Origin of the sequence: Halomarina oriensis (assembly GCF_009791395.1) — an archaeon.
GTDB lineage: Archaea > Halobacteriota > Halobacteria > Halobacteriales > Haloarculaceae > Halomarina > Halomarina oriensis.
In genome coordinates this window covers 15951-41192 of record NZ_WSZK01000014.1, presented here as the reverse complement: position 1 = coordinate 41192, position 25242 = coordinate 15951, and the positions used below count along the sequence as shown (strand labels likewise).

Annotated in this window: 29 protein-coding genes and 1 tRNA gene; 7 read left to right on the top strand and 23 right to left on the bottom strand. The window is 68.5% G+C overall.

The features are described from left to right. Positions 1-70 precede the first annotated feature (70 nt). Entirely contained in the window at positions 71-994 is a 924-nt protein-coding gene (locus GQS65_RS06240) for a GIDE domain-containing protein (RefSeq protein WP_158203810.1), read from the bottom strand. A gap of 166 nt (positions 995-1160) precedes the next feature. Here GQS65_RS06240 and GQS65_RS06235 point away from each other — a divergent pair, with 166 nt between their 5' ends. After that, positions 1161-3098: an aldehyde ferredoxin oxidoreductase family protein gene (locus tag GQS65_RS06235; RefSeq protein ID WP_158203809.1), complete on the top strand. Its 1938-nt coding sequence runs from the start codon at positions 1161-1163 to the stop codon at positions 3096-3098. A gap of 300 nt (positions 3099-3398) precedes the next feature. Here the strand turns inward: GQS65_RS06235 and GQS65_RS06230 are convergent, their stop codons facing one another. From GQS65_RS06230 to GQS65_RS06220, 3 genes are all read right to left on the bottom strand, one after another. Continuing rightward, positions 3399-3599, bottom strand: a complete 201-nt coding sequence (locus GQS65_RS06230) for a hypothetical protein (RefSeq protein ID WP_158203808.1) — start codon at positions 3597-3599, stop codon at positions 3399-3401. Between the two features lie 74 nt (positions 3600-3673). Next, positions 3674-4354 carry a DNA methyltransferase gene (locus GQS65_RS06225; RefSeq protein WP_368279890.1) on the bottom strand — a complete coding sequence of 227 codons (681 nt, stop codon included), beginning with the start codon at positions 4352-4354 and terminating at the stop codon, positions 3674-3676. A gap of 41 nt (positions 4355-4395) precedes the next feature. Continuing rightward, on the bottom strand, positions 4396-5205 hold the full coding sequence (locus GQS65_RS06220) for a crotonase/enoyl-CoA hydratase family protein (protein ID WP_158203807.1): 810 nt from the start codon (positions 5203-5205) through the stop codon (positions 4396-4398). Between the two features lie 100 nt (positions 5206-5305). On the opposite strand from GQS65_RS06220, the gene GQS65_RS06215 reads away from it, so the two are divergent. Further along, positions 5306-6574: a cation:proton antiporter gene (locus GQS65_RS06215; protein WP_158203806.1), complete on the top strand. Its 1269-nt coding sequence runs from the start codon at positions 5306-5308 to the stop codon at positions 6572-6574. Here GQS65_RS06215 and purQ read toward each other — a convergent pair. Both purQ and purS read right to left on the bottom strand, forming a co-directional pair. Continuing rightward, positions 6564-7241 (bottom strand): phosphoribosylformylglycinamidine synthase I, encoded by a 678-nt coding sequence (gene purQ, locus GQS65_RS06210; protein ID WP_158203805.1) that lies wholly within the window; start codon positions 7239-7241, stop codon positions 6564-6566. The two genes, GQS65_RS06215 and purQ, sit on opposite strands and share 11 nt — an antisense overlap. Beyond that, entirely contained in the window at positions 7238-7489 is a 252-nt protein-coding gene (gene purS, locus GQS65_RS06205; RefSeq protein WP_158203804.1) for a phosphoribosylformylglycinamidine synthase subunit PurS, read from the bottom strand. The genes purQ and purS overlap by 4 nt, the downstream gene beginning before the upstream one ends. A 188-nt stretch (positions 7490-7677) precedes the next feature. On the opposite strand from purS, the gene GQS65_RS06200 reads away from it, so the two are divergent. Further along, positions 7678-8637 (top strand): formyltetrahydrofolate deformylase, encoded by a 960-nt coding sequence (locus GQS65_RS06200; protein WP_158203803.1) that lies wholly within the window; start codon positions 7678-7680, stop codon positions 8635-8637. A 24-nt stretch (positions 8638-8661) separates the two neighbouring features. Here GQS65_RS06200 and GQS65_RS06195 read toward each other — a convergent pair whose 3' ends face one another. After that, positions 8662-9687 carry a phosphoribosylaminoimidazolesuccinocarboxamide synthase gene (locus GQS65_RS06195; RefSeq protein ID WP_158203802.1) on the bottom strand — a complete coding sequence of 342 codons (1026 nt, stop codon included), beginning with the start codon at positions 9685-9687 and terminating at the stop codon, positions 8662-8664. 164 nt (positions 9688-9851) lie between these two features. On the opposite strand from GQS65_RS06195, the gene cofH reads away from it, so the two are divergent. Next, entirely contained in the window at positions 9852-11234 is a 1383-nt protein-coding gene (gene cofH / locus GQS65_RS06190) for a 7,8-didemethyl-8-hydroxy-5-deazariboflavin synthase subunit CofH (protein ID WP_158203801.1), read from the top strand. Positions 11235-11281: 47 nt separating this feature from the next. Here the strand turns inward: cofH and GQS65_RS06185 are convergent, their stop codons facing one another. From GQS65_RS06185 to GQS65_RS06145, 9 genes are all read right to left on the bottom strand, one after another. Further along, positions 11282-12346 carry a hypothetical protein gene (locus tag GQS65_RS06185; protein WP_158203800.1) on the bottom strand — a complete coding sequence of 355 codons (1065 nt, stop codon included), beginning with the start codon at positions 12344-12346 and terminating at the stop codon, positions 11282-11284. Positions 12347-12609: 263 nt separating this feature from the next. Next, complete coding sequence (locus GQS65_RS06180) at positions 12610-13710, bottom strand: CNNM domain-containing protein (protein ID WP_158203799.1); 1101 nt, start codon at positions 13708-13710, stop codon at positions 12610-12612. 98 nt (positions 13711-13808) lie between these two features. Then, positions 13809-14927, bottom strand: coding sequence for a 7,8-didemethyl-8-hydroxy-5-deazariboflavin synthase subunit CofG (gene cofG, locus GQS65_RS06175; RefSeq protein WP_368279888.1), 1119 nt, complete (start codon positions 14925-14927; stop codon positions 13809-13811). A 66-nt stretch (positions 14928-14993) separates the two neighbouring features. Next, positions 14994-15632: a 2-phospho-L-lactate guanylyltransferase gene (gene cofC, locus GQS65_RS06170; RefSeq protein WP_158203797.1), complete on the bottom strand. Its 639-nt coding sequence runs from the start codon at positions 15630-15632 to the stop codon at positions 14994-14996. 69 nt (positions 15633-15701) lie between these two features. Beyond that, complete coding sequence (locus GQS65_RS06165) at positions 15702-16871, bottom strand: tubulin/FtsZ family protein (RefSeq protein WP_158203860.1); 1170 nt, start codon at positions 16869-16871, stop codon at positions 15702-15704. A 213-nt stretch (positions 16872-17084) separates the two neighbouring features. Beyond that, on the bottom strand, positions 17085-18020 hold the full coding sequence (locus GQS65_RS06160; protein ID WP_158203796.1) for a complex I NDUFA9 subunit family protein: 936 nt from the start codon (positions 18018-18020) through the stop codon (positions 17085-17087). Between the two features lie 90 nt (positions 18021-18110). Beyond that, complete coding sequence (locus tag GQS65_RS06155; RefSeq protein WP_158203795.1) at positions 18111-18314, bottom strand: hypothetical protein; 204 nt, start codon at positions 18312-18314, stop codon at positions 18111-18113. Positions 18315-18385: 71 nt separating this feature from the next. Next, the gene (locus GQS65_RS06150; RefSeq protein ID WP_158203794.1) at positions 18386-18829 is read right to left on the bottom strand and encodes a hypothetical protein; all 444 of its coding nucleotides are present in this window, start codon (positions 18827-18829) and stop codon (positions 18386-18388) included. A 54-nt stretch (positions 18830-18883) separates the two neighbouring features. Next, on the bottom strand, positions 18884-19342 hold the full coding sequence (locus GQS65_RS06145; protein WP_158203793.1) for a hypothetical protein: 459 nt from the start codon (positions 19340-19342) through the stop codon (positions 18884-18886). Between the two features lie 88 nt (positions 19343-19430). Here GQS65_RS06145 and tmk point away from each other — a divergent pair, with 88 nt between their 5' ends. Next, positions 19431-20021: a dTMP kinase gene (gene tmk / locus GQS65_RS06140; protein WP_158203792.1), complete on the top strand. Its 591-nt coding sequence runs from the start codon at positions 19431-19433 to the stop codon at positions 20019-20021. Positions 20022-20037: 16 nt separating this feature from the next. Here the strand turns inward: tmk and GQS65_RS06135 are convergent, their stop codons facing one another. After that, on the bottom strand, positions 20038-20373 hold the full coding sequence (locus tag GQS65_RS06135) for a hypothetical protein (protein WP_158203791.1): 336 nt from the start codon (positions 20371-20373) through the stop codon (positions 20038-20040). Positions 20374-20427: 54 nt separating this feature from the next. After that, positions 20428-21027 carry a hypothetical protein gene (locus GQS65_RS06130; RefSeq protein WP_158203790.1) on the bottom strand — a complete coding sequence of 200 codons (600 nt, stop codon included), beginning with the start codon at positions 21025-21027 and terminating at the stop codon, positions 20428-20430. A gap of 83 nt (positions 21028-21110) precedes the next feature. Here GQS65_RS06130 and GQS65_RS06125 point away from each other — a divergent pair, with 83 nt between their 5' ends. Further along, positions 21111-22130 (top strand): thiamine pyrophosphate-dependent dehydrogenase E1 component subunit alpha, encoded by a 1020-nt coding sequence (locus GQS65_RS06125; protein ID WP_158203789.1) that lies wholly within the window; start codon positions 21111-21113, stop codon positions 22128-22130. Positions 22131-22157: 27 nt separating this feature from the next. Here GQS65_RS06125 and GQS65_RS06120 read toward each other — a convergent pair whose 3' ends face one another. After that, entirely contained in the window at positions 22158-22463 is a 306-nt protein-coding gene (locus tag GQS65_RS06120; protein ID WP_158203788.1) for a hypothetical protein, read from the bottom strand. A 77-nt stretch (positions 22464-22540) separates the two neighbouring features. On the opposite strand from GQS65_RS06120, the gene GQS65_RS06115 reads away from it, so the two are divergent. Further along, positions 22541-23218 carry a potassium channel family protein gene (locus GQS65_RS06115; protein WP_158203787.1) on the top strand — a complete coding sequence of 226 codons (678 nt, stop codon included), beginning with the start codon at positions 22541-22543 and terminating at the stop codon, positions 23216-23218. Positions 23219-23251: 33 nt separating this feature from the next. Here GQS65_RS06115 and GQS65_RS06110 read toward each other — a convergent pair whose 3' ends face one another. The 4 genes from GQS65_RS06110 to GQS65_RS06095 form a co-directional block, all read right to left on the bottom strand. Continuing rightward, the gene (locus tag GQS65_RS06110; protein ID WP_158203786.1) at positions 23252-23761 is read right to left on the bottom strand and encodes a DUF5813 family protein; all 510 of its coding nucleotides are present in this window, start codon (positions 23759-23761) and stop codon (positions 23252-23254) included. 462 nt (positions 23762-24223) lie between these two features. Continuing rightward, positions 24224-24308, bottom strand: a tRNA-Leu gene (locus GQS65_RS06105). Positions 24309-24348: 40 nt separating this feature from the next. After that, the gene (locus GQS65_RS06100) at positions 24349-24699 is read right to left on the bottom strand and encodes a ferredoxin (RefSeq protein WP_158203785.1); all 351 of its coding nucleotides are present in this window, start codon (positions 24697-24699) and stop codon (positions 24349-24351) included. A gap of 52 nt (positions 24700-24751) precedes the next feature. Next, positions 24752-25138, bottom strand: a complete 387-nt coding sequence (locus GQS65_RS06095; RefSeq protein ID WP_158203784.1) for a DUF2237 family protein — start codon at positions 25136-25138, stop codon at positions 24752-24754. Positions 25139-25242: the final 104 nt, after the last annotated feature.

Genomic DNA, 25242 nt, shown 5'->3' with positions numbered 1-25242 from the left:
CGTAAGCCGTCCGGTCGACGGTCGGTGGTCACCGCCACGTCACGACCCCTCGTCGAACGACGCGACCCGCTCACAGCGGGACGGCGAACGTCTCGACGAGCAGCCACGTCCCGCCGACGAGTCCGCCGACGGCGACGAGCGCACCGGCCTGGAGTCGGGTCCGACAGCGACGCCGGTAGCGCTCCAGTCCGCCGGTCGTGACGACGAACGGGTCGCCACCGGCGACGGTCGGCCCGTCGGGCGTCTCCTCGACCGTCCCGAGCACGGAGACGGTCGCGTCCGGGTCGAGGACACGCTCGCGGTGTCGCCAGCGGTCCCCCGGGAGCGACCAGTCGTGGTCGACGGCGCTCGGGTCGGCCCCCGCCGGGAACGTCTCGGCGGGCGTCTCCTCGACGCGTTCGCCCGAGCGTTCGAGCGTGGCGTCGGACGGGTCGATTCGGAGTCGCCCCGCCTCGGTGTCGAGGACGAACGGGACGGAGCCGTGTCCGGAACGGACGGTGTGGTACTGTCCGTCCGTGCTCCCGCCCCAGTTCCGCGCGTCGAGCCGCCACGTCCAGCAGACCGCCGGTCGGCCGAACAGCGGCGTGGTGCCGGCGGCCACCTGTGGGGTCACGACGCCCGTGACCGCGACCCGGTCGCCGTCGGTCGGGGTCGTGGTTGGACCCGACTCGTCCAGTCGGCGGAGCGTCTGGCCGTTGCCGTAGGTGACGGCCGCCCCGACGAAGCCGACGACGAGCGGGACGGCGAGGAGCGCGAGGGTGAACGCGGCGCTCCGTGACCCGACGTCGAGCCAGGGTGGGAGGCGGCCGGCGACGGCGAGGCCGATAGCGGCCGCCGACCCGACGCTCCCGGCGGCGACCACCGCTCCCGGCGTCGTTCCGAACCGACGGTGGAAGACGGCGCTGGCGACGGCGTCGTAGTAGACGACCGCACCCAGCAGGAGGACGTGCAACAGCACCACCCCACCGACGACCAGTTCGAATCCCAGTGCCATCGTGAGAGCTGTTCGCCCCTTCACACAAGAACCTGTACACTCGTGTGGTACCAGCCGGAGAATTCGAGTGCCGGTAGGTGATTTCGGCGAAGAAACCGAATCCGGTTTCGCTCACGTGTCAAGGTTGAACAGCGTCGGGAGCCAACAGTAACTGTCAACAATTGCCATGACTGAACTAGGCGGATTTCAGGACAACGTCGCCCGTGTCGACCTCGGTTCGGGGGACGTCAACTACGAGAGCATCGACGACGAGGACGCGAAGAAGTACATCGGGGCGCGTGGCCTCGGCGTGAAGTACGTCTTCGACCAGGGACCCGACGTGGACCCGGAGAGTCCCGAGAACCTGCTGACGTTCATGAACGGGCCGCTCACGGGGACCCAGACGGTGATGAGCGGTCGCATCGCGGTCTGTACGAAGTCCCCGCTCACCGGCACGGTCACCGACTCCCACCACGGCGGCTGGTCCGGTGCGCGCCTCAAGTGGGCCGGCTTCGACGGTCTGCTGTTCGACGGGAAGAGCGAGGACCCCGTCTACGCCGTCGTGGAGGACGGGAACCTCGAACTGCACGACGCCTCGGACCTCTGGGGGAAGACCGTCCACGAGGTTCGTGACGAACTCGAAGAGCGCCACGAGGGGTCGTACGGCAAGAACCTCTCGCTGATGGCTATCGGCCCCGGCGGCGAGAACGGCGTGAAGTACGCCTGCATCGTCAACGAGGACGACCGGGCGTCCGGCCGCGGAGGAACCGGCTGTGTGATGGGCCAGAAGAACCTGAAGGCCATCCTCATCAAGTCGACGACGAAGATGCCCAAGCCGAAGAACCCGGACACGTTCAAGGAGGGCCACCAGCAGGCGATGCAGGTCATCCGCGAGTCCGATGTCACCGCGCCCAACGAGGGCGGCCTCTCGCTCTACGGGACGAACGTCCTCATGAACCCGACCAACGAGATGGACGGGCTTCCCACGAAGAACGGGAAGTACACCTCGACCACGGCGTACTCGGAGTCCGAGGGCGTCGACATCGACGCCGAACGCGTCTCGGGGGAGAACGTCCGCGAGAACATCCTCGTCGACGAACCGACCTGTCACTCCTGTCCGGTCGCCTGCAAGAAGGAGGTCGAGGTCACCCACTCGCACAAGGGCGAGGACATGAACGTCCGGATGGAGTCCTACGAGTACGAGTCGGCGTACGCGCTCGGCCCGAACTCGGGGCACGACGACCGGGACGCCATCGCCGTGATGATCGACCAGTGTAACAACTACGGCATGGACACCATCGAGACGGGCAACATGATCGCCATGGCGATGGAGATGTCCGAGGAGGGCAAACTCGACGACCTCGACGACCAGATCGACTGGGGCGACGTCGAGCACATGATCGACCTCGTCGAGGGGATCGCCCACGCGGACGGCGAACTGGCGACCCACCTCGGCGGTGGCTCCAACCACCTCGTCGAGGAGTTCGACGCACAGTCGAACTCGCTGGCCGTCAAGGGCCAGACCATCGCGGCGTACGACCCGCGTTGTATGAAGGGCATGGCCATCGCCTACGCCACCTCGAACCGTGGGGCGTGTCACCTGCGTGCCTACACGCCGGCCGCCGAGATCCTCGGTATCCCCGAGAAGTCCGACCCCTACGAGTGGGAGGGCAAGGGCGCACTCGCCGCCGCGTTCCAGGACCTCCACGCCATCTCGGACTCGTTCGACATCTGCAAGTTCAACGCGTTCGCGGAGGGCATCGAGGAGTACGTCATGCAGTACAACGGCATGACCGGCCTCGACGTGACCGAGGACGAACTGATGCAGGCCGGCGAGCGCGTCTGGACGCTCGAACGCTACTACAACAACCTCGCGGGCTTCGACGGCAGCGACGACTCGCTCCCGAACCGCTTCGTGAAGGGCCACGAGGAGGCCGTTCCGGGGCAGGGCGCGAGTGAAGGGCAGCTCGCCGAACTCGACGAGATGAAAGCCGAGTACTACGAGCACCGTGGCTGGGTCGACGGCGTCGTCCCGGACGAGAAACTCGACGAACTCGGTATCGACGTCGGTCCCGGCACCGGCGTCTCCTCGGGCGACTCGACGGCCGCTCCGAGCGACGACTAGCGACCGTTTTCGGCGTCGGGTCGCGCTCTGCGCGACCACTCCTCGAAAAACGTCCCCAGAACGCGAAGCGTTCTGGTGTGCGGACGAGACGCGACGCTCTGACGAACGTCGACGAAAGAGGCCGGGCGTGACCGCAGGGAACGCCCGGTGAACCGCGCTCGCTTCGTCACCGGTGGCGTCGCCGCCGGTTTCCACCGGGACCTTCGGTCCCGCACGGCTCGCGCGGACGCTATCTTACTGCTCTTTCCGACTCGCCATCCATCGTTGGAACAGTTAGGCGGAGAGCGTGGGGTCTCTCGGTCAGTCTCTCGCCGTCTCTCTTGCTGATTCCCCCACCATCGCTATCGTCCCTCCGATGATGTAGAGTGGAAGCAGGTAGAGGAGTGCGAGTCCGACGAGTCCGACAGCGCCCATGACACCTCCCGACAGTTCTACCGTATCCAAGGCGATGATTACGACGAACCAGAGTGTGAGGGCCTGGAGTAGCTCTGTCAGTTCCATGGAGACGAACGTTCAATCCAGAACAGGTTAGAAATTTGTTCTGGTAGACACACGGCACACGTCTCCCGGATTACTCACCCCTCCTGTGCGAACACCAGACAGTAGCTGTGGTCGTAGCCGTAGCCGTACGCGCCCTCACCACGCTCGGCCGACGAATCGCCGGCCTCCCACGTCACGACGACTTCGCCCTCGAACCAGAACCGCTCGCCGACGACGCGCGCAACGTCCCACGCGAGCGTCGTCACCGCCCCTTCGAACTGCAGGTTCGCCACGTCGACGAGGAGGTGCCCGTCCGCTCGAAGCACGCTCTCGACGTGCTCGAACACGTCCCCGAGGTCCGCGAGGTACGCCTCGTAGTCCTCGCCCGGTTCCGTGTAGTTCGTCAGCGGGTCGCGTTCGACCACCTCCAGCGTGTAGGGTGGGGAGGTGAGACAGCAGTCGGTTGGCGGTAGGTCGACGTAGCTGTCGGCGTCGAGCGCGTCGCCGTGGACGATTCGTTCGGGATGCTCGACCTGCTCACGGGCGAACGCGAGGTGGTCGGCGTCGTACTCGATACCGTACGCCTCGCGGCCCATCCGTTCGGCGACCCGGAGCGTCGTCCCGAACCCGGCGAACGGGTCGAGGACGGTGTCGCCGGGGGCGGTGAACTCCGAGAGGAAGTGTTCGACGTACGACTCGGGGGTCCGCGGGTCGGCGTCGAACCGCTCGGGGAGGGAGAACTCGAACTCGTGGGTGAGGTGGAGGTGGCTCTGCACGTCGTGAGCGACGCGGAGCAGTCAGTAAACTCCCGCGCCCGTCACTCGACGCCCTCGCCACCGCGGCCCTCACCGTCGGCGAATCGCGCTGCACCCTCTGCCGCGGTCCCGAGTGCTTTCGTGCCGTGCCACGCCTCGATCTGCAGGCCGGTCTCCAGGGACTCGCCGAGGCCGTCGTACAGCGCCGCGCGGTCGGTTCTGACGGTCGTCTGTGGGTGTTCGGCGATACCCGCCGCGAGTTCGCGGGCGGCCGCCAGCGTCTCGCCCGGTTCGACCACCCGGTCGGCGAGGCCCCAGTCGTGGGCTTCGGCGGCCTCGACCGCCCGCCCGGTCAGAATCATGTCCAGCGCACGGCCACGGCCGACGAGTCGCGGGAGGCGCTGGGTGCCGCCGTCGACGAGCGGGACGCCGAACCGCCGTTCGAAACAGCCGAACGTGGCGTCTTCGGCAGCGACCCGGAGGTCACACCAGAGTGCGAGTTCGAGGCCGCCGGCGACGGCGTGGCCCTCGACGGCCGCTATCGTGGGTTTCTCGACGCGCATCCTCGAACAGCCGAGCCACCCCTCCTCGCGGTCCTCGAGGTCCATCCGCTTCAGGTCCGCACCCGCACAGAAGTGCTCGCCAGCGCCCGTGAAGACACCGACGAGCGCCTCCTCGTCCGTGTCGAAGCGTTTCCACGCGTCGCGGAGGCCGAGCGCCGTGCGACTGTCGACAGCGTTGCGTGCGTTCGGTCGGTCGATAGTGACGACGGCCACGCCGTCCTCGCGGTCGTAGCGGACCGTCTCGTGGTCGAACGGGACCGTCGGGTCGGCGAGGTCCGGCCCGTCGGCGTCGACCTCTCGGTCGGTCATGGGCCAAGCGCGAGCGCCGGCGACAAGAAGACTTGCCTGCCCCAGACGGCCCCTCGCGTCGGGGTGCGGACTTTTGTCCTCCGCTCGCGTCGCTCGGGCCATGACGGTCCCCGACCCGGCGGCGAGCGACGCGCTGGTCGTGCTGTTCGCGCAACTCGCCGTCGTCCTCCTGCTGGCGACGGGCCTCGGGGCGCTCGCTCGCCGCGGTGGCGCACCGCCGGTCGTCGGCGAGTTGCTGACCGGTGTCGTCCTCGGTCCCTCCGTCCTCGGCCTGCTCGCGCCGGGCGTCTACGCGCAGTTGTTCCCGGACGACGCGACGACGCTCCTGCTCGGCGTCTCGTCGGTCTGTCTCGTCGTGTTGATGACCGTCGTCGGCTTCGAGACGGACCTCTCGGTGGCTCGCGCCAACCCCGGACGGACACTGCTCGTCGCGGCCGGAAGCGTCGCGGTCCCGTTCGCTCTGGGTGGCACGCTCGCGTTCGTCGCGCCCGACGCCGTGGTGGCGAACCCGGACGCGCGCCTCCCGTTCGTCCTGTTCGTCGCTACGGCGATGAGCATCTCCGCGATTCCGGTCGTCGCCCGCATCCTGCTCGACATGGGCCTGCTCGACGCCCCATTCGGCCAGTTGGCGGTCGCTATCGCGCTGGTCAACGACACCCTCGGCTGGCTGCTGCTCGCCGTCGTCGCCGGCATCGCCACCGGCGAGGGCGACGCGCTGGCGTCGCTCCCCGGCACGTTCCTCGCGCTCGGTGCGGTGCTCGTCGTGGCGCTCACGGCGGGCCGGTGGCTCGCCGACCGACTCGCCGACGTCTCGGGGAGCGTCGCGCTCCCGATGGTCGTCGCGCTGGCGCTCGGGGCCGGTGCGGTGACGCAGGCGCTCGGCGTCGAGGCGGTGCTGGGCGCGTTCCTCGTCGGTGCGGTCGCCCGCGAGCGGGGGACGCTCGACGCTCGGACCCGCGACGCCCTCGAATCGGTGACACTGGCGATGCTCGCCCCCGTCTTCTTCGCCGTCGCCGGCCTCCGGGTCCAGCTCGGGGCGCTGCTCGACCCGACCGTCGCCGCGGTCGGTCTCGTCGCGTTCGGCGTCGCCGTCGTCGGGAAGGTCGTCGGAACGACCGGGGCGGCACTGCTGGCGGGCATCGAGCGTCGGGAGTCGTTCGCGCTGGGGGCGGCGCTCAACGCTCGGGGGGCGATGGAGATCGTCGTCGCCACCGTCGGCCTGCGTCTGGGCGTGCTCAACGAGGCCGCCTACGCCATCGTCGTCTGCATCGCCATCGGGACGTCGGTGATGACGCCGGCACTGGTCAGGTACGCCTACGGCGACAGGGCAGCGAGAACGAGGTCGGCGAGTCGCGTGCTCAGGCGCTGAACCCGCGCAGGACACCCTGCCCGTCCGTGCCGACGTGGAGGTCAGGGAGCGTGGCACGCTCGGGGTGGGGCAGCAGCACGGCGACGGTGTCACGCTCGCCGAGGACGCCGGCGACGTTCCCCTTCGACCCGTTGGGGTTCGCGGCGTCCGTGACGTTGCCTGCCGAATCGCAGTAGCGAAACAGCACACGGTCTTCCTCGTCGAGACGGGCCAGTTCCTCGTCGGTCGCCTCGAAGCGGCCCTCGCCGTGGGCGATGGGGAACATCACGACGTCGCCCTCGTCGTAGGCGGCGGTCCACGGCGTGTCGGCGTTCTCGACGCGGAGGTGGACGTGCTCGCACTGGAACCGGGCGCTCGCGTTCGTCGTGAACGCGCCGGGGGTCAGCCCCGCCTCACAGCCGATCTGTGCGCCGTTACAGATGCCGAGAACGGGCGTGCCGTTCGCCGCTCGTTCGCGGACCTCCCGCATCACGGGGGCGCGGGCGGCCATCGCGCCGGCCCGGAGGTAGTCGCCGTAGGAGAACCCGCCGGGCAGGACGATGCCGTCGGTCTCCTCGGGGAGGCCGTCCTCGAACCAGACACGTTCGGCGTCGACGCCGAGGTGCGCGAGCGCACGGACGGCGTCGCGGTCGCAGTTCGACCCGCCGAACTGGAGGACCGAGATCATCGTTCGACGACGTCGACGTCGTAGTCGTGGATGGTCGGGTTGGCGAGCAGGCGCTCGGCCATCTCGTCGGCGCGGGCCGCGGCCGCCTCGCTGGAGTCGGCGTCGACGTCGACCTCGAACCGGTCGGCCGAGCGCAGGCCGTCGAGTTCGAACCCGAGGCGTTCGAGCGCGCGCTTCGTGGTCTCGGCCTCCGGGTCGAGGACACCCTCTTTGAGTCGAACCGTCACCGTCGCCGTGTACGCGGTCATCGGTCGTGTAGGCGTGGTCGTGTACGAAAACGCTTGTGGGTTCTATCGGGTATGCACGTTCGTGGACCTACGGTCGTGTCTCGGGGGGTTCGACACGGACGAGTGTCACGATGTCGTTGCGTCGAACGTCGCCCTTTTACTCGCCGATTGCGACTGGGGGGCATGAACCGCCGCGACAGGAGGCGACGATGACCCGCCAGCTCGCGCAGGTCACCGTCGTCGGCGACGACAAGAAGGGCATCATCGCCCGCGTGACGACGCTGCTGTTCGAGCGCGGGGTCAACGTCGAGGACCTCGACCAGGCCGTCCAGGACGGCGTCTTCCGGATGACGCTCCACGTCGACACGACCGACATGGTCGTCAAGGAGGAGACGCTCCGGGAGGCGCTCTCGGAGTTGGGCGACGAACTCGGGCAGGACATCTCGGTCCGGTTCCCCGGCGACCGGGACACCGACCGTATCGCCGTCCTCGTCACGAAGGAGAGCCACTGTCTGGAGGCGCTCGTCGAGGCCCGAGAGGCCGGGACGCTCGACGCCGAACTCTCGGTCGTCGTCGGGAACCACGACCACCTCGCGCCCGTCGCGGAGGACGCGGGTATCCCGTTCTACGACATCGGCGACGGCTCCGGAAGCCCGGACGAGGCGTGGCTGCTCGACATCCTCGACGAACACGACGTGGACCTCGTGGTGCTGGCTCGCTACATGCGCATCCTCAGCCCGAACGTCGTCTTCCGCTACGAGGACCGTATCATCAACGTCCACCCGTCGCTGCTGCCGGCGTTCCCCGGCGCGGAGGCGTACCGGCAGGCCCGCGAGGACGGCGTCCGCATCGCGGGCGTGACGGCCCACTACGTGACGACCGACCTCGACCAGGGACCGGTCATCGCCCAGCGTGCGTTCGACGTGCCCGACGGTGCGAGCGTCGCGGACCTCGAAGCACGCGGCCAACCGCTCGAAGCCGAGGCGCTCGTCGAGGCCGTCCGCCTCCACCTCGACGACGCGCTGACGGTCTACCACGGCCGGACCCACCTCCGCGAGGAGAGCGACGACGAGGCGTACCAGTTGGGACTGTCGGACGAGGCGCAGTCGGCGAACCCGACCGAACCGGTCGACGAGGGCGTTCCGGACGCGTCGGAAGCCGACGACTGAGACCGGGTCGACGGACGCCGCCGACTACAGTTCGCGGACCGCCTTCACCGCATCGTCCATCTCGGGGGCGTCGAACAGGTCACGGTCGAGATACCGGTTCGCGCCGGCTCGATACAGGTCGCTGGCGACCCCTACGACGCTCGAATCGAGCGGTTCGGGGTCGCGCTCACACAGGTCGCGCCAGTCGGCGACCCCCCGTTCCTTGGCGTCGCGTTTCGCCGTCCGGACGGCGGTGACCCACGCCGACTGCGTGCGCTTGTGGTACTGCCGGACGACCTCCTTCGACACCGCCTGCCCGTCGAAGGCGAAGCGGTTCTCGTCGAACGTCCCGACCACGTCGGCGACACGGACCTCCCCATCGAAGAACAGACACTCTATCTTCCCGTCCTCGTGGGCGAATCCCTGCTCCTCGGCACGCTCGGTGACGACGTCGTTCACCCTCCGGGCGACCGTTTCGAGGTCCGCGACGCTCGCGTGTCCGGCGATGGCGTCGGCCTCCTCGCGGGAGAGGTAGCGGTCGGACTCCTCGTACTTCGTCGAGAACTCGACGAGCGGTTCGGGGAGCGAGACGGCCTCGTCGGGCCACTCCCGTCCCTCCAGACCGACCTGTTCTGGCGTGTAGCGCGTGCGGAGGCTGGAGCCTTCGGGCACGCTGTTGCGGAAGACGATTTCGAGCGGGACGAGGTAGTTCTCGCCCGCGGCCTCGTGATACGTCTCGTAGTCGTAGTCGCGGCCCTCGTGGGGCAGGTCAGGAACCCGCGTCAGGTCGATGGCCATCTCCGTGGGCGGGTCGGTCACCCCGTCGAGGTCGACCGGGTCGTCGGCCCCCTCGGCGACGACGCCACGGTAGTGGGTCGGGACGCCGGCGGCGTCGAGCAACTCGAAGTTCCTCGCCCCCATCGCACAGAGCGCCGCGCCCTTCCCCGGAATCGCGTCGGGCATCCGTCCCCAGTCGAAGACCGAGTACGCGTCGGTGAACACGAACGAGCCACGGCCGAGGGCGTCGCCGGTCGCCGCCTCCTCGACCCGGAACTCCTTGACACTCGTCATGGTCGTGCGTGGACCAGCCCGAACCAAAGGGGTTGCTATGCAGGGTCGTGTACGAACGGGCGTCGGGAGAGCGACCACGCCGCCGACTCCGACCGGTAGGTCGACACCGGCGAGGACGACCGGTAGCCGGTGGGGTTTTACCCGTCGCCGGACCAGTGAGACCGATGGAACGGTTGCCGACGAACGTCCCTCGTGGCCGCTTCGAGTTCGCCCACCGCCCGGAGACCGATCAGTCGTTCGAGAACGCGCTGGCGAAAGCACGGGCGGGCGACCGCCTCACCGTCGACGACGGTATCGAGCTACTGACGACGGGGACGGCGTTCGACGGCATCGACCCGCGACGCAAGGAGCAGGTCCTCGAAGCCGCCGACCAGCGCCGCGCCGAGGTAGTCGGCGAGGCGGTGACCTTCGTCGCCAACCTCAACAACAACGTCACGACGGCCTGCAACACCGGCTGTCTGTTCTGCAACTTCAAGGACCCCGCCGGAGGGTTCGAGAGCGACCAGGTGCCCGACGGTGGGGTCGCCCACACCGACCGTGGGTTCACCAAGACACCCGCCGACTCCCGGCGTATCGTCCGCGACGCCGTTCGCAGGGGTATCTACGAGGTCACGTCGGTGTCGGGCCTGCATCCCGCGCTGGCGCTCGACGCGGACCACCGCGAAGCGCTCGCCGCGCAGGGCGGGCCGAACTACAAGCCCGCCTCGATGTACGCCACCGACCCCGGAACGTACGTCGAGCAACTGGCGGCGATGGCCGTCGACGGCGTCCACCTCCACTCGATGACGCCCGAGGAGGCCGCCCACGCCCGCCGCGGGACCGAGAAGTCCTACGAACAGGTGTACCGTCGCCTGAAGCGTGCGGGACTGGACTCGGTCCCCGGCACGGCCGCCGAGATACTCGTCGACGAGGTGCGGGACGTCATCTGCCCACAGAAGATAGACACCGGCGAGTGGGTCGCGGCGATGGAGGCCGCCGCCTCGGTGGGACTGGACATGACGGCGACCATCATGTACGGTCACGTCGAGAACGAGGCCCACCGAGTCCAGCATCTCGACGTCGTTCGTGACCTGCAGGACCGGACCGGCGCGATAACGGAGTTCGTCCCGCTGTCGTTCGTCCACCACGACACGCCGCTCGTCGAGAAGGGGATGGTGTCGACGGGCGCGACGCAGGCCGAGGACGAACTGCTGATGGCCGTCTCCCGCCTGTATCTGGACAACGTCGAGAACCTCCAGTCGTCGTGGGTGAAGTTCGGCGACGAACTCGGCCTCAAGCTACTCTCGTGTGGCGCGAACGACTTCATGGGGACCATCCTCTCCGAGGAGATTACCAAACGCGCTGGCGGCGAGTTCGGCGAGTTCCGCTCGGTCGCCGAGTACGTCGAGATGATAACCGCCGTCGGGCGTGTGCCCGCGGAACGCTCGACGGACTACCGCCAGCGACGGGTCGTCGACCCGGACGAGGGACCGTTCGGGCCGACGCTCGGCCCGTTCGCCGACGGGACGCCACTCGTCGACCGGTCGGCGGCGCTGGCCGACGACTGACGAAACGGAGTCGTGGCGAGGGGAATCACGGTGGTCGGTCGTCGCGTTCAGGCGAACTCGACGACGCCCTCGGCGAACTCCTCGACACCGAGACTCGCGTCCGAGAGCGACGAGGTGGTGTCCGTCGAGGACTCGCGTTCGACGATGGTGCCGTTCGCACCGACGGCCACGTCGTAGCTGTCGCCGCGTGCGGTACCGAGCAGGTTGGCTTCGACGGGCGCCTGGGTCGTCTCCCACTGACCGGCCGAGACCCTGTCGTACATCTTCCCGCCGTTACCCGCCGCGAGACCGTACTCCGGGCCACGGTCGAGCGCCCGGACGGCCTGTCGGGCGTCGTCGACGACGTGGGGCGTCCAGCGAAAGCCGTCGTAGCGGTAGACGATACCGTTACCGCCGGCGACGGTGACGTCCTTCGGGCCGACGCTGGCGACGTCGTAGAACGCGGTGCCCGCGAAGTCGATGCCGACGCGGTTCCACGTCGACCCGCCGTCGGTCGTCTCGGAGACGAGTTGACTCGTCGAGGCGACGTGACCCTTCTGTCGGGCGTGGAAGTCGATACCCGGAATCGTCGACCCGCCGCCGGGTTTGACGACGTCCTCGTACTTCACCGCGCCGCTGGACTGGCGGACGCCCACGAGCAACTCACCGGACCCGTTGACGAAGTAGAGGCGTTCGTCCTCGCCGGCGGTGCCGACGACGGCGCAGTCCTCCCACGTCGACGTCTTGCCCTTCGGCGCGGAGTAGTTCGTCAGCGTCTCGGTGTCGACGCGGTACTCGCCGATGACGCCGGACCCGCCGACGAACCAGACCGCCTTCCCGTCGTCGGTGGCGTCGACGCCCGTCAGCGGCCGGCTGCGTGCCTGTGGTCCGTACTCGACGATCTTCTCCCACCCGCCAGCCCGGCGGACGAGGACGTCGCCACCGCCGCCGACGGCGACCGGTCCCTCGACCGTATCGACCGCGTCGTTGAGCACCTTCGTCGTCGGACTCCGGGCTTCGACCCAGTCACCCGTGCTGTCCCGTGCGGCGATACTCGGTAGTCCGACGACCCCCGCGGCCGTCGCGCCGGTCAGTTCGAGGAACCCCCGTCGGCCGGTGTTCGCTCCAGTCATACTGTGTCACTCGACCCTTCGCGCTCCGGCTATTGGTAAGTTACAGATTCTATCGGTAGAAAAATTATACCCCTGACCTGTCCGGGCGTTCGGCGACGGACGACGAGGACCACGACGACCCGTTCGGTGACGAACGTTCGTGTCGACAGCGACTCGGGAACCGGACCCAAGCGGTCGCTACGTGTCGGTTCGGTCTCTCGCCACGGCGACGGCGGGACGACGAGTGACGAGTAGGTCGGAGCGGGTCGCGGGAGGCCGCCGACTCAGGAGGGCGTCTGTCGCTCCTCGACGGGGTCCGTCGGGTCGGCCAGTTCGCCGGTGACCGCCTCCATCGCGTCCGTCGCGGTCAGCAGGCCGACCACCTCGTCGTTCTCGACGACGAGCGCGAGTTCCTGGTTCTCGTCCTGGAAGACGTCGAGCGCCTCGCTGATGGTGGTGTCGGGGTCGAACGTCAGCGGCGGGGCCGCGAGGTCGGCGAACGTCCGCTCGCCGTCGCGGAGTTCGTCGAAGTGGCGGGTCACCACCGGGATGTAGACGATACCCTCGAACTCCTCCAGAGAGTCCCCGACGAGCGGGAACCGCGTGTGGGGGTTGTCCTCGAGGATGTCGAGGTTCGTCTCGACGTCCTTCGTCGTCGAGAGCGCCGCGATGGCGTCGCGCGGGACCATCTCGGTGCGGACCGTGAGACGGTCGATGTCGAGGGCGGCCTGAATCTCCTCCTGGCGCTCCTCGGGCATGTCGACGTCGTCGAGCATGTCGTCGAGGTTCTGCCGGAGTTCCGCCCGCGACTCGATGACGTCCGTCTCGGCTTCGAGCCACGCACCGGTCATCTCGACGCCCATCAGTTTGAGCGTCCCCTTTGCGACGTAGTCACCGAGCGTGATGAGCGGCGAGATGATGTAGTGGAACCAGTACAGCGGCGTCGCACCGTAGCGACAGACCTGCCGCGAGCGCTCGACGCCGAGGTACGTCGGCGTCTGCTCGCCGTGGGTGAGGTGGAGCAGGTTGATGATACCGAACGCGATGAGCGACCCCGCCCCGATGGAGGCGAGCGCGCTCCCCTCGAACAGCGGTTCGAAGAGCGCGGCGAGGGCGGGTTCGGCGACGATACCGACCGCGATGCTCGACGCGGTGATGCCGACCTGACACGTCGTCAGGTAGATTTCGAGTTCGTTGGTCATCTCCCAGGCGCGTTCGAGTTTGGGGTTCCCACCGATGAACTCCTCTTCGGTGAACTGACGGGCACGGGTCAGTGCGAACTCGATGGCGACGAAGAAGCCGTTGGCGAGGATGAGAAGGAGCCCCGCTATCAGGCGGAGGGTGACTTCGGCCCCGGAGGCTTGTAGAGCTTGGACGGCAGTCATCCCGCAGCGCTACTCGTACTGACCGCAAAAAACTGGTGCCTCCGGTACGCTCTCCACAGTTCTCGTCGGCCGAACGACACGCAGCCTGCCGGAGAGCGTCACTGTCGGGGGGGCAGGTCGGCCAGCACGGCACGGTAGCGCTCGCCGGCGTCCGACGCCGTGTCGAGTTCCGCCCGGATACGCGCCGAGAGCCACGGTCGGCCGTCCCCGTCCGCCCCGTCCAGAAAGCGCTCGTGGACCGGCAGTCGCTCGTGGAGCGGAACGCCAGCCGCCTCGGCGATGCGCTCCAGTTCACGCAACGCGGGCCACGCGTAGTCGGGGTTGATGTGGTCGTCGGTGACCGGCGAGACACCCCCCAGGTCGTCGACACCGCAGTCGAGCACCCCCCGAACGGGCGCGAGGTTCGGCGGCACCTGCACGCTCACGGCCTCGGGCAGGGCGACGCGAGCCATCGCCACTGCTCGGCGGAGCGTCTCCACGCCCGGTGTCTCGCCGCGCCAGCGTTCGTTACTGGCGACCGGTTGGACGATGACCTCCTGGACGTGGTCGTAACGTTCGTGCAGTTCGCGGACGGCGAGCAGCGACTCCGCCCGGTCACGCCACGTCTCGCCGATGCCGAGGAGGATGCCGGTGGTGAACGGGACGCCGAGTTCGCCCGCCGTTCGGATGGTGGCGAGACGCTGGCCCGGTGACTTCGCTCGCGGCCCGCCGTGGGCCTGCACGTCCGCCGTCGTCTCCAGCATGACGCCCATCGAGGCGTTCAGGTCCGCGACGTGGGCCATCTGCTCGCGGGTCTGGTCGCCGGGGTTCGAGTGCGGGAGGAGGCCCTCGTCCAGCGCAATCTCACACGCCTCCCGGAGGTACTCGTGGATGGAGTCGTGGCCCCACTCGGCCAACTGCTCGTGGACGGCCGTGTAGCGCTCGTCGGGGTCGTCACCGAACGTGAACAGCGCCTCGGTACACCCGGCGTCGGCACCGCGTCGGCAGATGTCCCGGACCTCCTCGGGCGTCAGGAGCGACGCCTGCCCCGGCACGTCGTAGTACGTACAGTACGTGCAGGTGTAGCGACACGCCGTCGTCAGCGGGACGAAGACGTTCCGGGCGAACGTCAACGGGGGGGCCGGCCCCACGTCGTCGGGTGTCACGTCCAGCAGGCGCTCCACGTCCTCGTCGGCGATAGCGAGGTCCACGTCGTACTCGTCCGCGCCGGGAATCACTGTCCGTGCTCGTCTCGCGGCGAGCAAAAAGCTGTCTGCTGTCCGCCGTCGTCTCCGGCCCGTGACTCACTCGCGGCGGTCGACGCTCACCCGTCCCTCGCCGGTCGCCAGCGTGAACCGCTCGGCGAGGAACTGTCGGGTTCGACCGTCGGTCGGGGCGTGCAACAGCACCTCGACGAGGTCCGCCGGGTCGTCGACGTCCGTGCCGAGGCGGTAGGAGTCGACGGTCGTCGGGGAGACGCCGAGTCGCTCACAGCCCCGGCGGTGGTCCCGGTAGGACGCGCCGTGGTAGTCCGTCCGGAAGTCGGGGCGACGGGAGACGAGCGCGTTCGTCCCACCGCCGCGACCGGGCGCGAACACCACCTCCCCGTCGGCCGCGAACAGTCCGGAGAGCGCGTCCGGCGTCGCCAGCGCGAGGTCGGCCATCACCACGGCGACGGGCGAGTCGGGACCGGCGTGCTCGGCGAGGACGGCGTCGACTGCCGGCGTGAGCGGCCGGTCGTCGACGCGCACCGTGTGGGTGGTGTCCCCCGGTACGGCCAGCGGTTCGGTGGCGAGCACCGTCGTCTCGTGACCCGTCGCGGCGACGGCGTCCAGCACGTCCGCGAGCATCGCCCGCGAGAGCGTCCCGCGCTCCGCTGGAGAGAGGACGGGCGCGAGTCGCGTCTTCGGGTCGGCGACGCGATACGGGACGACGGCGTGCATCTACTCGGACTGTGACGTCGAACGAAATGAGAACAGCGGTTTTCGAGCGGGGGTCGGCCCCCGTGACACTCAGAACAGTGGTTCGAGTTCGTCCTGACCGTCGTTGACGAGGCTGTCGAGGTTCCGCTCGCTCTCGTCGCGGATGTCGTCGATGTTGTCCTGTGCCTCGATGGCGACCTGCTGGAGTTCTTTGATGCGCGGGACGTTCGTCACGCCCGACAGCAGGACGACGCTGGCGACGAAGTCGCCGCCACGAAGCGGGTAGTCCCCGCCACGGACCTCCATGCTCCCGGTCTGCTCCTCGAGCCACTTCCGCCCGCGCTCTATGCCCTTGCGGTTGAGGTACTTCGAGGGGCCGGCCATGACGAGCAGCGCCCGTTCGACACCGTCGACCTCACAGGGCAGGGTCAGACGGCCGAGCGCGGCTTTGCGGACGAGCGAGGTGATGCGGTTGGTCGTCTGGGCGGCGTCGAGGCTGTCGTCGCCACCGCTGCCGTTGCCCCGGAACCGCGAGAGCAGTCCGGTGTCCTCGCGTTCGATGGTCTCGCTCGCGTAGCCGACCGTAGAGACACCGCCGCCGGCGAGCGTGTTGATGATCTCCGAGGAGTCGACGACGCTCTCGGCGACTTCGCCGCCGTGTTCGACCTCGCCGGCACCGAACAGCAGGCCGAACCGCTCGACGATCTCGCGGTTGATGGCGTCGTAGCCGCTCTGCATCGACTCGCCGGCGTTACGCCAGTTGTCGTTGTCGAAGACGAGCAGGTTGTCCGTCTCGCGGACGAACGTCTGGAACGAACGCGCGGCGTTGAGCGTGTAGATGCCACCCTCGTCGCTGCTGGGCAGGACGCCCAGCGCGTAGACGGGTTCGGTGTAGATGCGCTTGAGGTGACGGGCGACGACCGGCCCACCGCCGGACCCGGAGCCACCGCCCATCCCGGCGATGATGAGGAACGCGTCGACCTCGTGGGCCGGAATCTGGTCCATCGCACTCATGACCTCGTCGATGTCCTCCTCGGCGACCTCCGCGCCGAGTTCGTTGTCCGCGCCGACGCCGTGACCTTTCACCCGCGACTGTCCGACGAGGACGCGCCGGTCCTCGGGGACGTGTTCGAGGCCCATCAGGTCGGCCTTCGCGGTGTTGACCGCCAGTGCCGCCCGCACGATGTTCGAGCCGGTTCGCTGGTCGTACTCGAGGAACTCGTCGAGTATCTTCCCACCAGCTTGCCCGTACCCTATCATTGCCAGCTTCATCCTTGCTCCACGGTTTGGGCAACGTGGGTTAACTCTTGTTACTAGAATAGTAGCGTGAGCAAACCTGTCAGCGACCTGGTTTCGTCGCTGGCCGGTCCTCCCACCGACACACGAGGGGACCGTAGCCGCCGCAGGGCGGCCGACAGGCGGGGCTCACGTCGAGACGACGCGGGTCGGCGCGGGTCGGCGCGGGTCGGCGCTTCAGGACAGGCCGAGGTACTCCCCGAGCGTCTTGAGGTCGGCCTCGTCGTAGCCGAACGCCGTGACGTCGTTGTCCGCGACGGTGTTGTCCATGCGCAGCGAACGCGCCTGGTCTCGACCCATCGGCCCGCCGACGGCCCCGAGCACCCCGAGACCAATGTCGGCGAGTGCCATCGGGAGCGGTAGCGGCGTGAAGGAGTTGCCGTCGGCGCGGTGGGCCATCTTCGCCACGTCCGCGAGCGTGAGCACCTCGGGGCCGCCGACGTCGTACTCGTGGCCGACGTGTTCGTCGTCCTCGACGCAGTCACCGGACCTCCCCGAGTTCCGGTTGCCCGTTGAAGTTCCTTCAACGCAGTCGGCGAGCATCGGCGTGAAGTCGCCGAGCCAGATGGGTTGGAAGCGCGTGTCGCCACCGCCCGGCAGCGGCGCTGCCGGCCGAACGGCGAGTTTCTTCGTGAACGAGACGAACTCGCCACCCTCGCCGAAGATGACCGACGGCCGCATGACGACGGTGGCCAGGTCCGAGTCGCGGACCACCTGTTCGGCCTGACCCTTCGAGGCGATGTAGGCGGTGTCGCCGTCGGGGTCCGCACCGAGCGCGCTCTGCTGGACGAGTTTCGGGACGCCGTGTTCCTCGGCGGCCGCCACGACGTTCTCGGTGCCACCGAGGTGGACCTCGAAGTGCTTGTCGTAGCCGCCGTCGGGCCGGAACAGCGGCGAGAGTGCGACGAGGTTCACCACGACGTCCTGGCCCTCGAACGCCCCCTCGATGGAGTCGTAGGCGGTGACGTCGCCCATCACCGTCTCGACCTCCGTCGGGAGGTCGTCGTCGTCCGGTGACCGCGACAGCGCCGTGACGGTGTGGCCACGGTCGTTCAACTCTCGACAGAGTGCCGTTCCGACGAAGCCCGTCCCGCCGACTACGAGAACTCGCATACCGTCACTATCGCTCGCCGGCACTGTAAACCTAGCTCGGGCGGCAGGATAGACGACGACCGGCGACCGACCGGCCGTCGCCGGTCGTCGTCACGCGCCGGGACCGTCCGGTCCCTCGAACCGCGGCCAGAGGACGCCGGCGACCAGCAACGAGAGACCGACGAACGCGACGAAGACGCCCGCGAGCATGGCGACGACGTCCACGCTGGCGGTGAACCCGTAGATGGTCACGACGACACCGGCAACGAGGCCGACACCGCCCACCGTGCGAAACAGTCGTTCGAGCGAGGGCATACGTCCACAGGGTGAGACGCGAGTAAATCGCTTCCGGCCACCCGACTCTCACGCGACACGAACGGGCCGACTCAGCCGCCGTACCGACCCGCGACGTAGCTCACGACGAACGTCACGACGCCGACGAGCGACCCGACCCCACCGACGACCAGCCCGAACACGCCGGAGGTGCCACACTGCTCGACGGACTCCGTCACCGCGTAGCGCGTCCCCTCGTGGACGACGACACCCGCCATCGACGCGACGTCGTAGGACCCGCTCGTCGCGGTGGCGGCCTCGCCAGCGTCGAGCCGTCGGTGCGCGTCGTCGAAGGCGTGCTGCTGGGCCACGCTCAATCCGTCGTACTGCCGCGTCGGGCCGTCGACGGTCACGTTCGAGTCGAACGGCTGAATCGTGACGCGCAGCATGGTGTCACAGTCGTTCGAGTGGGCGGCGTAGCCGGTTCCGGCGACGACGACACCGCAGAGGAGGACGACCAGACCGACGAGGAGGCCGACGCGAGCGAGGAGACCCATGGACGAACCGTCGTCTCGATTGAGAAGTAGGTTCTGGAGGGCGTCGAACGACAGTCACCGACGGTCCCACCGGTTCCACAGCAGGCTCACCGCGAGGACGAGGAGACCGAGGACGGAGCCGACCGCACCGCCGAGCATCGGGAGGACACCGACGTCCGGGCAGTCACCAGCGACCCGAACGACCTCGTACCGAACTCCCTCGTGAACGACGGTGCCACCGAGGTCCCCGGTGTAGACGTCCGCTCCGTAGATCGAACCGGAGCCGTCACCGCTGGCACGCAGGTCGGCGAGTGCCTCGTCGAACGTCCGTCGCTCCCGCTCGCTCAACTCGTCGTACTGGTGCATTTCGGTCGTTCGACCGTCCTCGTCGGGACCCAGCCGAACGACGTCGACCCCCGACAGTGGTTCGCAGTCGTCCGTCTCGGCGAGGACGACACCGCCGGCGGCGCTGAGGAGTCCACAGACGAGTATCGCGCTCCCGAGGAGTCGGAGGAACCGAGCGGTGGTGGACATAGCCGAACTGGTCGACCGCTCGATAAGTCCTTTCTGGAGAGCGGGGACCAATCACCGTGTTTACGTCGGCCGCCGGGGAACGCCACCTATGCTCATCACGCTGGAGGGCATCGACGGCTCCGGCAAGACCACCGCGTGGGAGGCGCTCCACGACGTCTACCCCGACGCGGTGTTCACCCACGAACCGACCGACTCCTGGTACGGGGAGGCCGTCCGGCGGTCGCTCGACACGGACGACGCCGACCCCATTGCCGAACTGTTCCTCTACACCGCCGACCACGCCGACCACCTCTCGCGGGTCGTCGAACCCGCGCTCGACGACGACGAACTCGTCATTTCGGACCGCTACTCCGACTCGCGGTACGCCTACCAGGGCGCGAGCCTCGCGGGCGAACTCAAGCGCCCGATGGAGTACGTCCGTGGGATTCACCAGCCGTTCACCCGACCGCCGGACGCGACGGTGTACTTCGACGTCGACCCGCAGGTGGGCGCGGAGCGTGCGGGCGCGACGGACAAGTTCGAGACGGCGGGCTACCTCGGGGCCGTCCAGAGCAACTACGAGACGCTCATCGACTACCAGCCCGAACGGTTCGTCCGGGTCGACGCCGAGCAGTCGCCCGAAGCGGTCGTAGCGGACGTCGAAGAGGCGTTCGAGCGGATTCTGGACGGCGTGCGGTAGCGACCGCGAACGGACGTCAGCGCCGCGGCGAGTTCTCCTGGCGGTAGTCGGTCGGCAGGTCCACCTCGTCGGGACTGGGCATCCAGAGGTAGTCGAACGCGACGCCCATCGTCAGTGGGAGGAGGAGCGCGATAGCGATGAGTGCCGCCGGACTCTCGAAGACGGGCGGGACCACCGACCCGAGCAGGAGCGTCGGGGCGATGAGGACGACGGGGGTGATGAACAGCGTGAACACCACCGGCCCCCAGCGGGTGTCGAGACGGACCCGGAAGAACCGTGTCAGCAAGGCGGCGATGGCGGTGTTGAGACCGACGAGGACCAGCGTTCCGACGACGCCGGCGAGCGAGACCATATCCGAACTACGAGCGGCGGACACTTCGGGGTATCGACTCTCGCCGTCGCACGGTCACTCGACGGGCCTCACGGTGAGCACCCAGAGTCGACGGTCGGCGACGGTCACGGACAGCGTGTACGTCTCACTCTCGTAGACCACGAGGTCACTCGATACGTTCGGCATCGTCTCCGTGACGTACTCGTCGTCGATGGCCGCCTCGACGGCCGTCCGTGCCTCCGCCGAGAGGTCCTCGAACGGCACCGGTTCGTCGTCGGGCGTCGACGACGACGGAGCGGCCGTGAGTCGATACTCCGCCTCGTTTCGGCCACTGTCCCTCGACACGGCAACGGAGACGGTGCCCTCGTGGCGAACCAGCGTTCGCTCGTCGAACCGACCGACCGGGTGGTACGATTCGACGCGACCACCGGCGGCGAGCGCCCGGTCGAACGTCGACCGTTCACTGGCCGTGAGGTCGTCGTACGCGACGACGGGTGTCTCGGTCAGCACCGTCGTCGGTGGCCGTGTCGTCTCGGTGTCGGTCGGTACTGCGCTCGTCGGGGGGCCACTCGACGACCGGGTGGCGGGCGTGTCGTCGTTCGTACACCCGGCGAGCGTGGCGAGCGAGAGGACGCCGACAGCGTGCCGAACGACGGCGCGACGGGAGGGCGACATACCCCTACGTTCAACTCGGCTGATAAGTGTCTTCGGGGAGTCACACCGCAACCACTTTCGTCTCCTCCCGTCACCGTCGGCGTATGCATCAGGTCATCGCAGAGCGTCCGTTCTCCGAGACGGGGTTCGAGGAGGCGGCGGCGCTCGACCTGCTCCGCGACGTGGTCCGTGCCCGACGGTTCGACGAACGAGCGCTCGCCCTCCAGCGGCGTGGCTGGATGTCCGGCTACCCACCGTTCCAGGGCCAGGAGGCCTCGCAGGTCGGGGCCGCCCACGCCATGCGCGAGGGCGACTGGCTGGTGCCGACGTACCGCTCGAACGCGATGCAACTGGCCCGTGGCGTGCCGATGAGCGATATCCTCGCCTTCCGCCGTGGCCACGCCGAGTACGCTTCGGACCACGACCTGAACGTCCTCCCGCAGGCCGTCCCTATCGCCTCCCAGATTCCCCACGCCGCCGGTATCGGGATGGCACAGAACTACCGCGAGGACGACGAGAGCGCCACGCTCTGTTACTTCGGCGACGGCGCGACCAGCGAGGGCGACTTCCACGAGGGCGTCAACTTCGCGGGCGTCTTCGACGCGCCGGTCGTCTTCTTCTGTGAGAACAACCACTGGGCCATCTCCACCCCGCAGAACAGACAGACCGCCAGCGACTCCATCGCGGTGAAAGCCGACGCCTACGGCATCGAGGGCGTGCAGGTCGACGGGATGGACCCGCTCGCGGTCCGCAAGGTCGTCTCGGCGGCGATGGACGTCGCCCGCGACGGGACGCCCGTCCTCGTCGAGAGCCTCACCTACCGGCAGGGCCCACACACGACGAGCGACGACCCCTCGAAGTACCGCGACGACGACCCCGACCTCCCCGAGTGGCGGACCCGCGACCCCGTCGAACGCTACGTCGAGTACCTCACCGAGTCGGGCGTCGTCGACGAAGACACCGTCGAGGAGTTGCGCGAGGCGGCGACCGAAGAGGTCGCCGACGCCGTCGACCACGTCGAGGAGACCGAGACCGCCGACCCCGACGACGTGTTCGACCACCTCTACGAGGACCTCCCGCCACGTGTCCGCGAACAGCGCGAGTTCGTCCGCTCGCGGCACTGACCGCGCGCACTCGCCGCCCACCGTCGCTCAGATGGCGTCGTCCGGGCCGTACTGCTCGCGGAGACGCTCGATTTCCGCGGCGTACTGCTCTCGCGTCTCCTCGTCCGAGACGGTCCCGAGGTCGGTCGGCGACACGTCGAGGGCGGCCGTCGTCGGCCGGTCGTCGCTGAAACTCGTCAGGGCACGCTCCTTGCGGAAGTCGCGCCGTCCGTCCGGCGTCGCGTAGGTGAGGACGATGAGGTTCTGTTCGTCGTCGGAGTACGTTCGCTCGACCAGCCACACTCGAACCGTCTCCTCGGTCGTACCGTCGTGGGTTTCACTCGACTCGTCCATACCCCGCCGTAGTGCGACGGAGGGTAAAATTTCGCCGCCGGGGATACAGTTATACGGGATGGCCCGGATGAACAATCATGCGATTTGTTATCGTGGGTGCTGGGCGTGTCGGCCGTCGGACGGCGCGCGTGTTGACGCAGGAGGGCCACGACGTCACCGTCGTCGAGTACGACAGCGGCCGTGCCGAGCGGTCGCCCGACGAGGAGTTCGAGATCGTCGAGGGTGACGGGTCGAGCGAGAGCGACCTCGTCGCGGTCGGTATCGAGGAAGCCGACGGCCTCGCGGCACTCTCCGGTGACGTGACGGTCAACCTCGTCGCGTGCATGGTCGGGAAGGCCTACGGCTGTCGCACGGTCCTCCGGGTGGACAACGACTACCGCGAGTACATCCTCAGCAAGTACGCCAGCGACGTCGACGAGGTCATCTACCCCGAACGACTCGGCGCGATAGCGGCGAAGAACGCGCTGATGGGCGGGACGGTCCGTGCCATCGCCGACGTCGCTCAGAACATCCAACTCGTCGAACTCACGGTCACCGAGGAGTCCCCGATGCGTGGCTACACGCTCTCGGAACTCGAACTGCCGGCGGACTCGAAACTGCTCGGCTTCGGCAAGCGGGGCCAGTCGGTCGGACTCCCCGACTCCGACGCCTCCCTCGAACTGGGCGACCGAGTCGTCGTCATCGCCGACTTCGAGGCGCTCTCGGACGTCCGTCAGATTATCGTCGGGCAGAGCGCGACCGCCGCGACGGCCTGACCGACCGTCGCCCTCCTCGCCGAACAGACGCCCTCAGAGCGGCATCGGTCCGCTCCCGCCGTCCTCGCCCTGCCGGGCCTTCGAGAGCAGCCCCGCGACGGGCGGCCGGTAAGTGAACCCCGGCACGATGCCCTCCATGTACGTCCCTTCGACGTACTCCGCGATGGCCTTGGCCACGTCCGGCGCTCGGTCGGCGTTCCCGAACGTGAAGGTGAACGTGGCGACGGCGTCCCCGTCCTCGGTCCGGACGTCGATTCCCTCCAGGTCCACCGAGTCCCGGACCGCTCCCGGCGCGTCTTCGAGTCTGAGTTCGTACGTCTCGAACCAGCCCTCCTCCAGATGCTCGCCGACGTCCTCCTCGACGGCCGCGTCGAGTGTCGGGACGCCGACGGTGAGCGCGTACCGGAGCGCCCACCCCTCCGTCTCCTCGGCGGTGACGCGTCCCCCGAACGCCGTCGTCTGTAGTTCGTACCCCTCGTCGGCCTCGCTGAACGCGTCGTGGCCGTCGAACGCCCGCCGCGCCTGCTCCGGGAGGTCACTCATCACCACCGGGTAGGCCGCTGTGACGGAAAAGGTCAGCGCGACCGGTCGCTCACCACGAAAGCCACAGACTGTTGCCGGCGGCCACACAACGAGGAGCCATGGCGTCACGAATCGGCAAACTGTTCAGACTCGCGTACTACGCGTCGAGCATCCTCACCGTCCTCAGACTGCTCCGAAAGGGAGTCCGACGACTCCGACGGTCGTCGTAGTCACGACCGACCCCGCGGCGGCCTCGTGACCGTCGGGGGGCCGAGACCACCTTTTCCGACGCCGCGTTCGTCGAACACCGACTACGTCGGCGGTCGGTGACACCGGTCCCCTCGCCGTCCGTGCCGTCCCCGAGTCGGTGGTGGACGGTGGCGTGGCAAGAGCTCGTGTCGCGGCCGGAGCGATGGCTCGAACCCCCTACTTCGGATCCTACGCTCCCGATTGCCCGCACTCACGGCCGTTCGTGCGGAAGAATGCGGGAGGTAGGATTCGAACCCACGAACTCCTGAGAGAGCGGATCTTAAGTCCGCCGCCTTTGGCCAGACTCGGCCACTCCCGCGTACCCCGACCTGTGGGAGCGAGCGAAAAGGCCGTTGCGATTACCAGTCGACGCTGAGCGTCCCGTCACCGTGTGGGTCGGGGGCGACCTCCTCGTTCGTCCGTCGGTCGACGACGTGGATGACGCCACGGTCCTTCTTCGCTGGGCAGACCTCGGCGGCGCGGACGTTGTGTTCCAGTTCCGATTCGTCGAAGAAGTACGTCGCCGGCCGCGCGATGCCCGTCGAGAGGTCCATCTCCCAGTTCGCCGAGACTTCGGCGCACTTCCCGGCGGCGATGCACTTGTTGGCCTCGAAGATGATCTTGTAGGGCTTCTCCTCGACGGGGGGAGCGTCACGCTCGCCGATGGTACTCGGGTCGATAGGGGCGTCGGCGTCCTCCTCGGCGCTCATGCCCGTTCGTTCGCCACAACCCGGTTAGTCGCTGTCGGTTGTCGGTGGACGCTCACTCGTCGTCGACCGCGTTCGCGCACAGCGTCTCGGTGTCGAGTTCCTCCAGCACCGCCTCGTTGGTCGCCGCCAGCACGACCGGCGGTGCGCGGCCGGCCTCGTACGCCTCGACCCACCGCGGCAGACAGAGACACCAGCGGTCGCCCGGTTCCAGCCCCGGAAACCCGTACTCCGGACGGGGCGTCGTGAGGTCGTTACCCCGTGTGGCGGTGAACGTCAGGAACGCCTCGGTGAGTTCGGCACACACCTCGTGGCGACCCGGGTCGCGGCGAAGCGCCCGACAGTGCCCGTCGCGGAGGTAGCCCGTCTCGGGGGCCCCGCTGCAGGGTTCGAGCGGTTCGCCCAGCACGTTCCGGTCGTCGGCGTCCGACTCGGTACTCATGGCCGACCGTTCGCCCGGGGGCGGGTTGGGACTGTCGGTGAGGGGGGCCGGTCGGCGACCGGACGCTGCACTCGTGGGACCGGGAGAACGCGAGGATAGACCGG

Excerpts from the sequence above, each read along its gene's own strand:
- GQS65_RS06160 (WP_158203796.1), bottom strand. The coding sequence starts at position 18,020 with ATGCGAGTTCTCGTAGTCGGCGGGACGGGCTTCGTCGGAACGGCACTC.
- GQS65_RS06115 (WP_158203787.1), top strand. The coding sequence starts at position 22,541 with ATGCGATTTGTTATCGTGGGTGCTGGGCGTGTCGGCCGTCGGACGGCG.
- GQS65_RS06135 (WP_158203791.1), bottom strand. The coding sequence starts at position 20,373 with ATGGTCTCGCTCGCCGGCGTCGTCGGAACGCTGGTCCTCGTCGGTCTC.
- GQS65_RS06200 (WP_158203803.1), top strand. The coding sequence starts at position 7,678 with ATGACCCGCCAGCTCGCGCAGGTCACCGTCGTCGGCGACGACAAGAAG.
- GQS65_RS06120 (WP_158203788.1), bottom strand. The coding sequence starts at position 22,463 with ATGGACGAGTCGAGTGAAACCCACGACGGTACGACCGAGGAGACGGTT.
- GQS65_RS06235 (WP_158203809.1), top strand. The coding sequence starts at position 1,161 with ATGACTGAACTAGGCGGATTTCAGGACAACGTCGCCCGTGTCGACCTC.
- GQS65_RS06215 (WP_158203806.1), top strand. The coding sequence starts at position 5,306 with ATGACGGTCCCCGACCCGGCGGCGAGCGACGCGCTGGTCGTGCTGTTC.
- GQS65_RS06165 (WP_158203860.1), bottom strand. The coding sequence starts at position 16,871 with ATGATAGGGTACGGGCAAGCTGGTGGGAAGATACTCGACGAGTTCCTC.
- GQS65_RS06100 (WP_158203785.1), bottom strand. The coding sequence starts at position 24,699 with ATGAGCGCCGAGGAGGACGCCGACGCCCCTATCGACCCGAGTACCATC.
- GQS65_RS06240 (WP_158203810.1), bottom strand. The coding sequence starts at position 994 with ATGGCACTGGGATTCGAACTGGTCGTCGGTGGGGTGGTGCTGTTGCAC.
- purQ (WP_158203805.1), bottom strand. The coding sequence starts at position 7,241 with ATGATCTCGGTCCTCCAGTTCGGCGGGTCGAACTGCGACCGCGACGCC.
- GQS65_RS06220 (WP_158203807.1), bottom strand. The coding sequence starts at position 5,205 with ATGACCGACCGAGAGGTCGACGCCGACGGGCCGGACCTCGCCGACCCG.
- GQS65_RS06195 (WP_158203802.1), bottom strand. The coding sequence starts at position 9,687 with ATGACGAGTGTCAAGGAGTTCCGGGTCGAGGAGGCGGCGACCGGCGAC.
- GQS65_RS06150 (WP_158203794.1), bottom strand. The coding sequence starts at position 18,829 with ATGGGTCTCCTCGCTCGCGTCGGCCTCCTCGTCGGTCTGGTCGTCCTC.
- GQS65_RS06180 (WP_158203799.1), bottom strand. The coding sequence starts at position 13,710 with ATGACTGCCGTCCAAGCTCTACAAGCCTCCGGGGCCGAAGTCACCCTC.
- purS (WP_158203804.1), bottom strand. The coding sequence starts at position 7,489 with ATGACCGCGTACACGGCGACGGTGACGGTTCGACTCAAAGAGGGTGTC.
- GQS65_RS06185 (WP_158203800.1), bottom strand. The coding sequence starts at position 12,346 with ATGACTGGAGCGAACACCGGCCGACGGGGGTTCCTCGAACTGACCGGC.
- GQS65_RS06155 (WP_158203795.1), bottom strand. The coding sequence starts at position 18,314 with ATGCCCTCGCTCGAACGACTGTTTCGCACGGTGGGCGGTGTCGGCCTC.
- GQS65_RS06230 (WP_158203808.1), bottom strand. The coding sequence starts at position 3,599 with ATGGAACTGACAGAGCTACTCCAGGCCCTCACACTCTGGTTCGTCGTA.
- GQS65_RS06125 (WP_158203789.1), top strand. The coding sequence starts at position 21,111 with ATGCATCAGGTCATCGCAGAGCGTCCGTTCTCCGAGACGGGGTTCGAG.
- GQS65_RS06130 (WP_158203790.1), bottom strand. The coding sequence starts at position 21,027 with ATGTCGCCCTCCCGTCGCGCCGTCGTTCGGCACGCTGTCGGCGTCCTC.
- cofC (WP_158203797.1), bottom strand. The coding sequence starts at position 15,632 with ATGCACGCCGTCGTCCCGTATCGCGTCGCCGACCCGAAGACGCGACTC.
- cofH (WP_158203801.1), top strand. The coding sequence starts at position 9,852 with ATGGAACGGTTGCCGACGAACGTCCCTCGTGGCCGCTTCGAGTTCGCC.
- GQS65_RS06110 (WP_158203786.1), bottom strand. The coding sequence starts at position 23,761 with ATGAGTGACCTCCCGGAGCAGGCGCGGCGGGCGTTCGACGGCCACGAC.
- GQS65_RS06095 (WP_158203784.1), bottom strand. The coding sequence starts at position 25,138 with ATGAGTACCGAGTCGGACGCCGACGACCGGAACGTGCTGGGCGAACCG.
- tmk (WP_158203792.1), top strand. The coding sequence starts at position 19,431 with ATGCTCATCACGCTGGAGGGCATCGACGGCTCCGGCAAGACCACCGCG.
- GQS65_RS06145 (WP_158203793.1), bottom strand. The coding sequence starts at position 19,342 with ATGTCCACCACCGCTCGGTTCCTCCGACTCCTCGGGAGCGCGATACTC.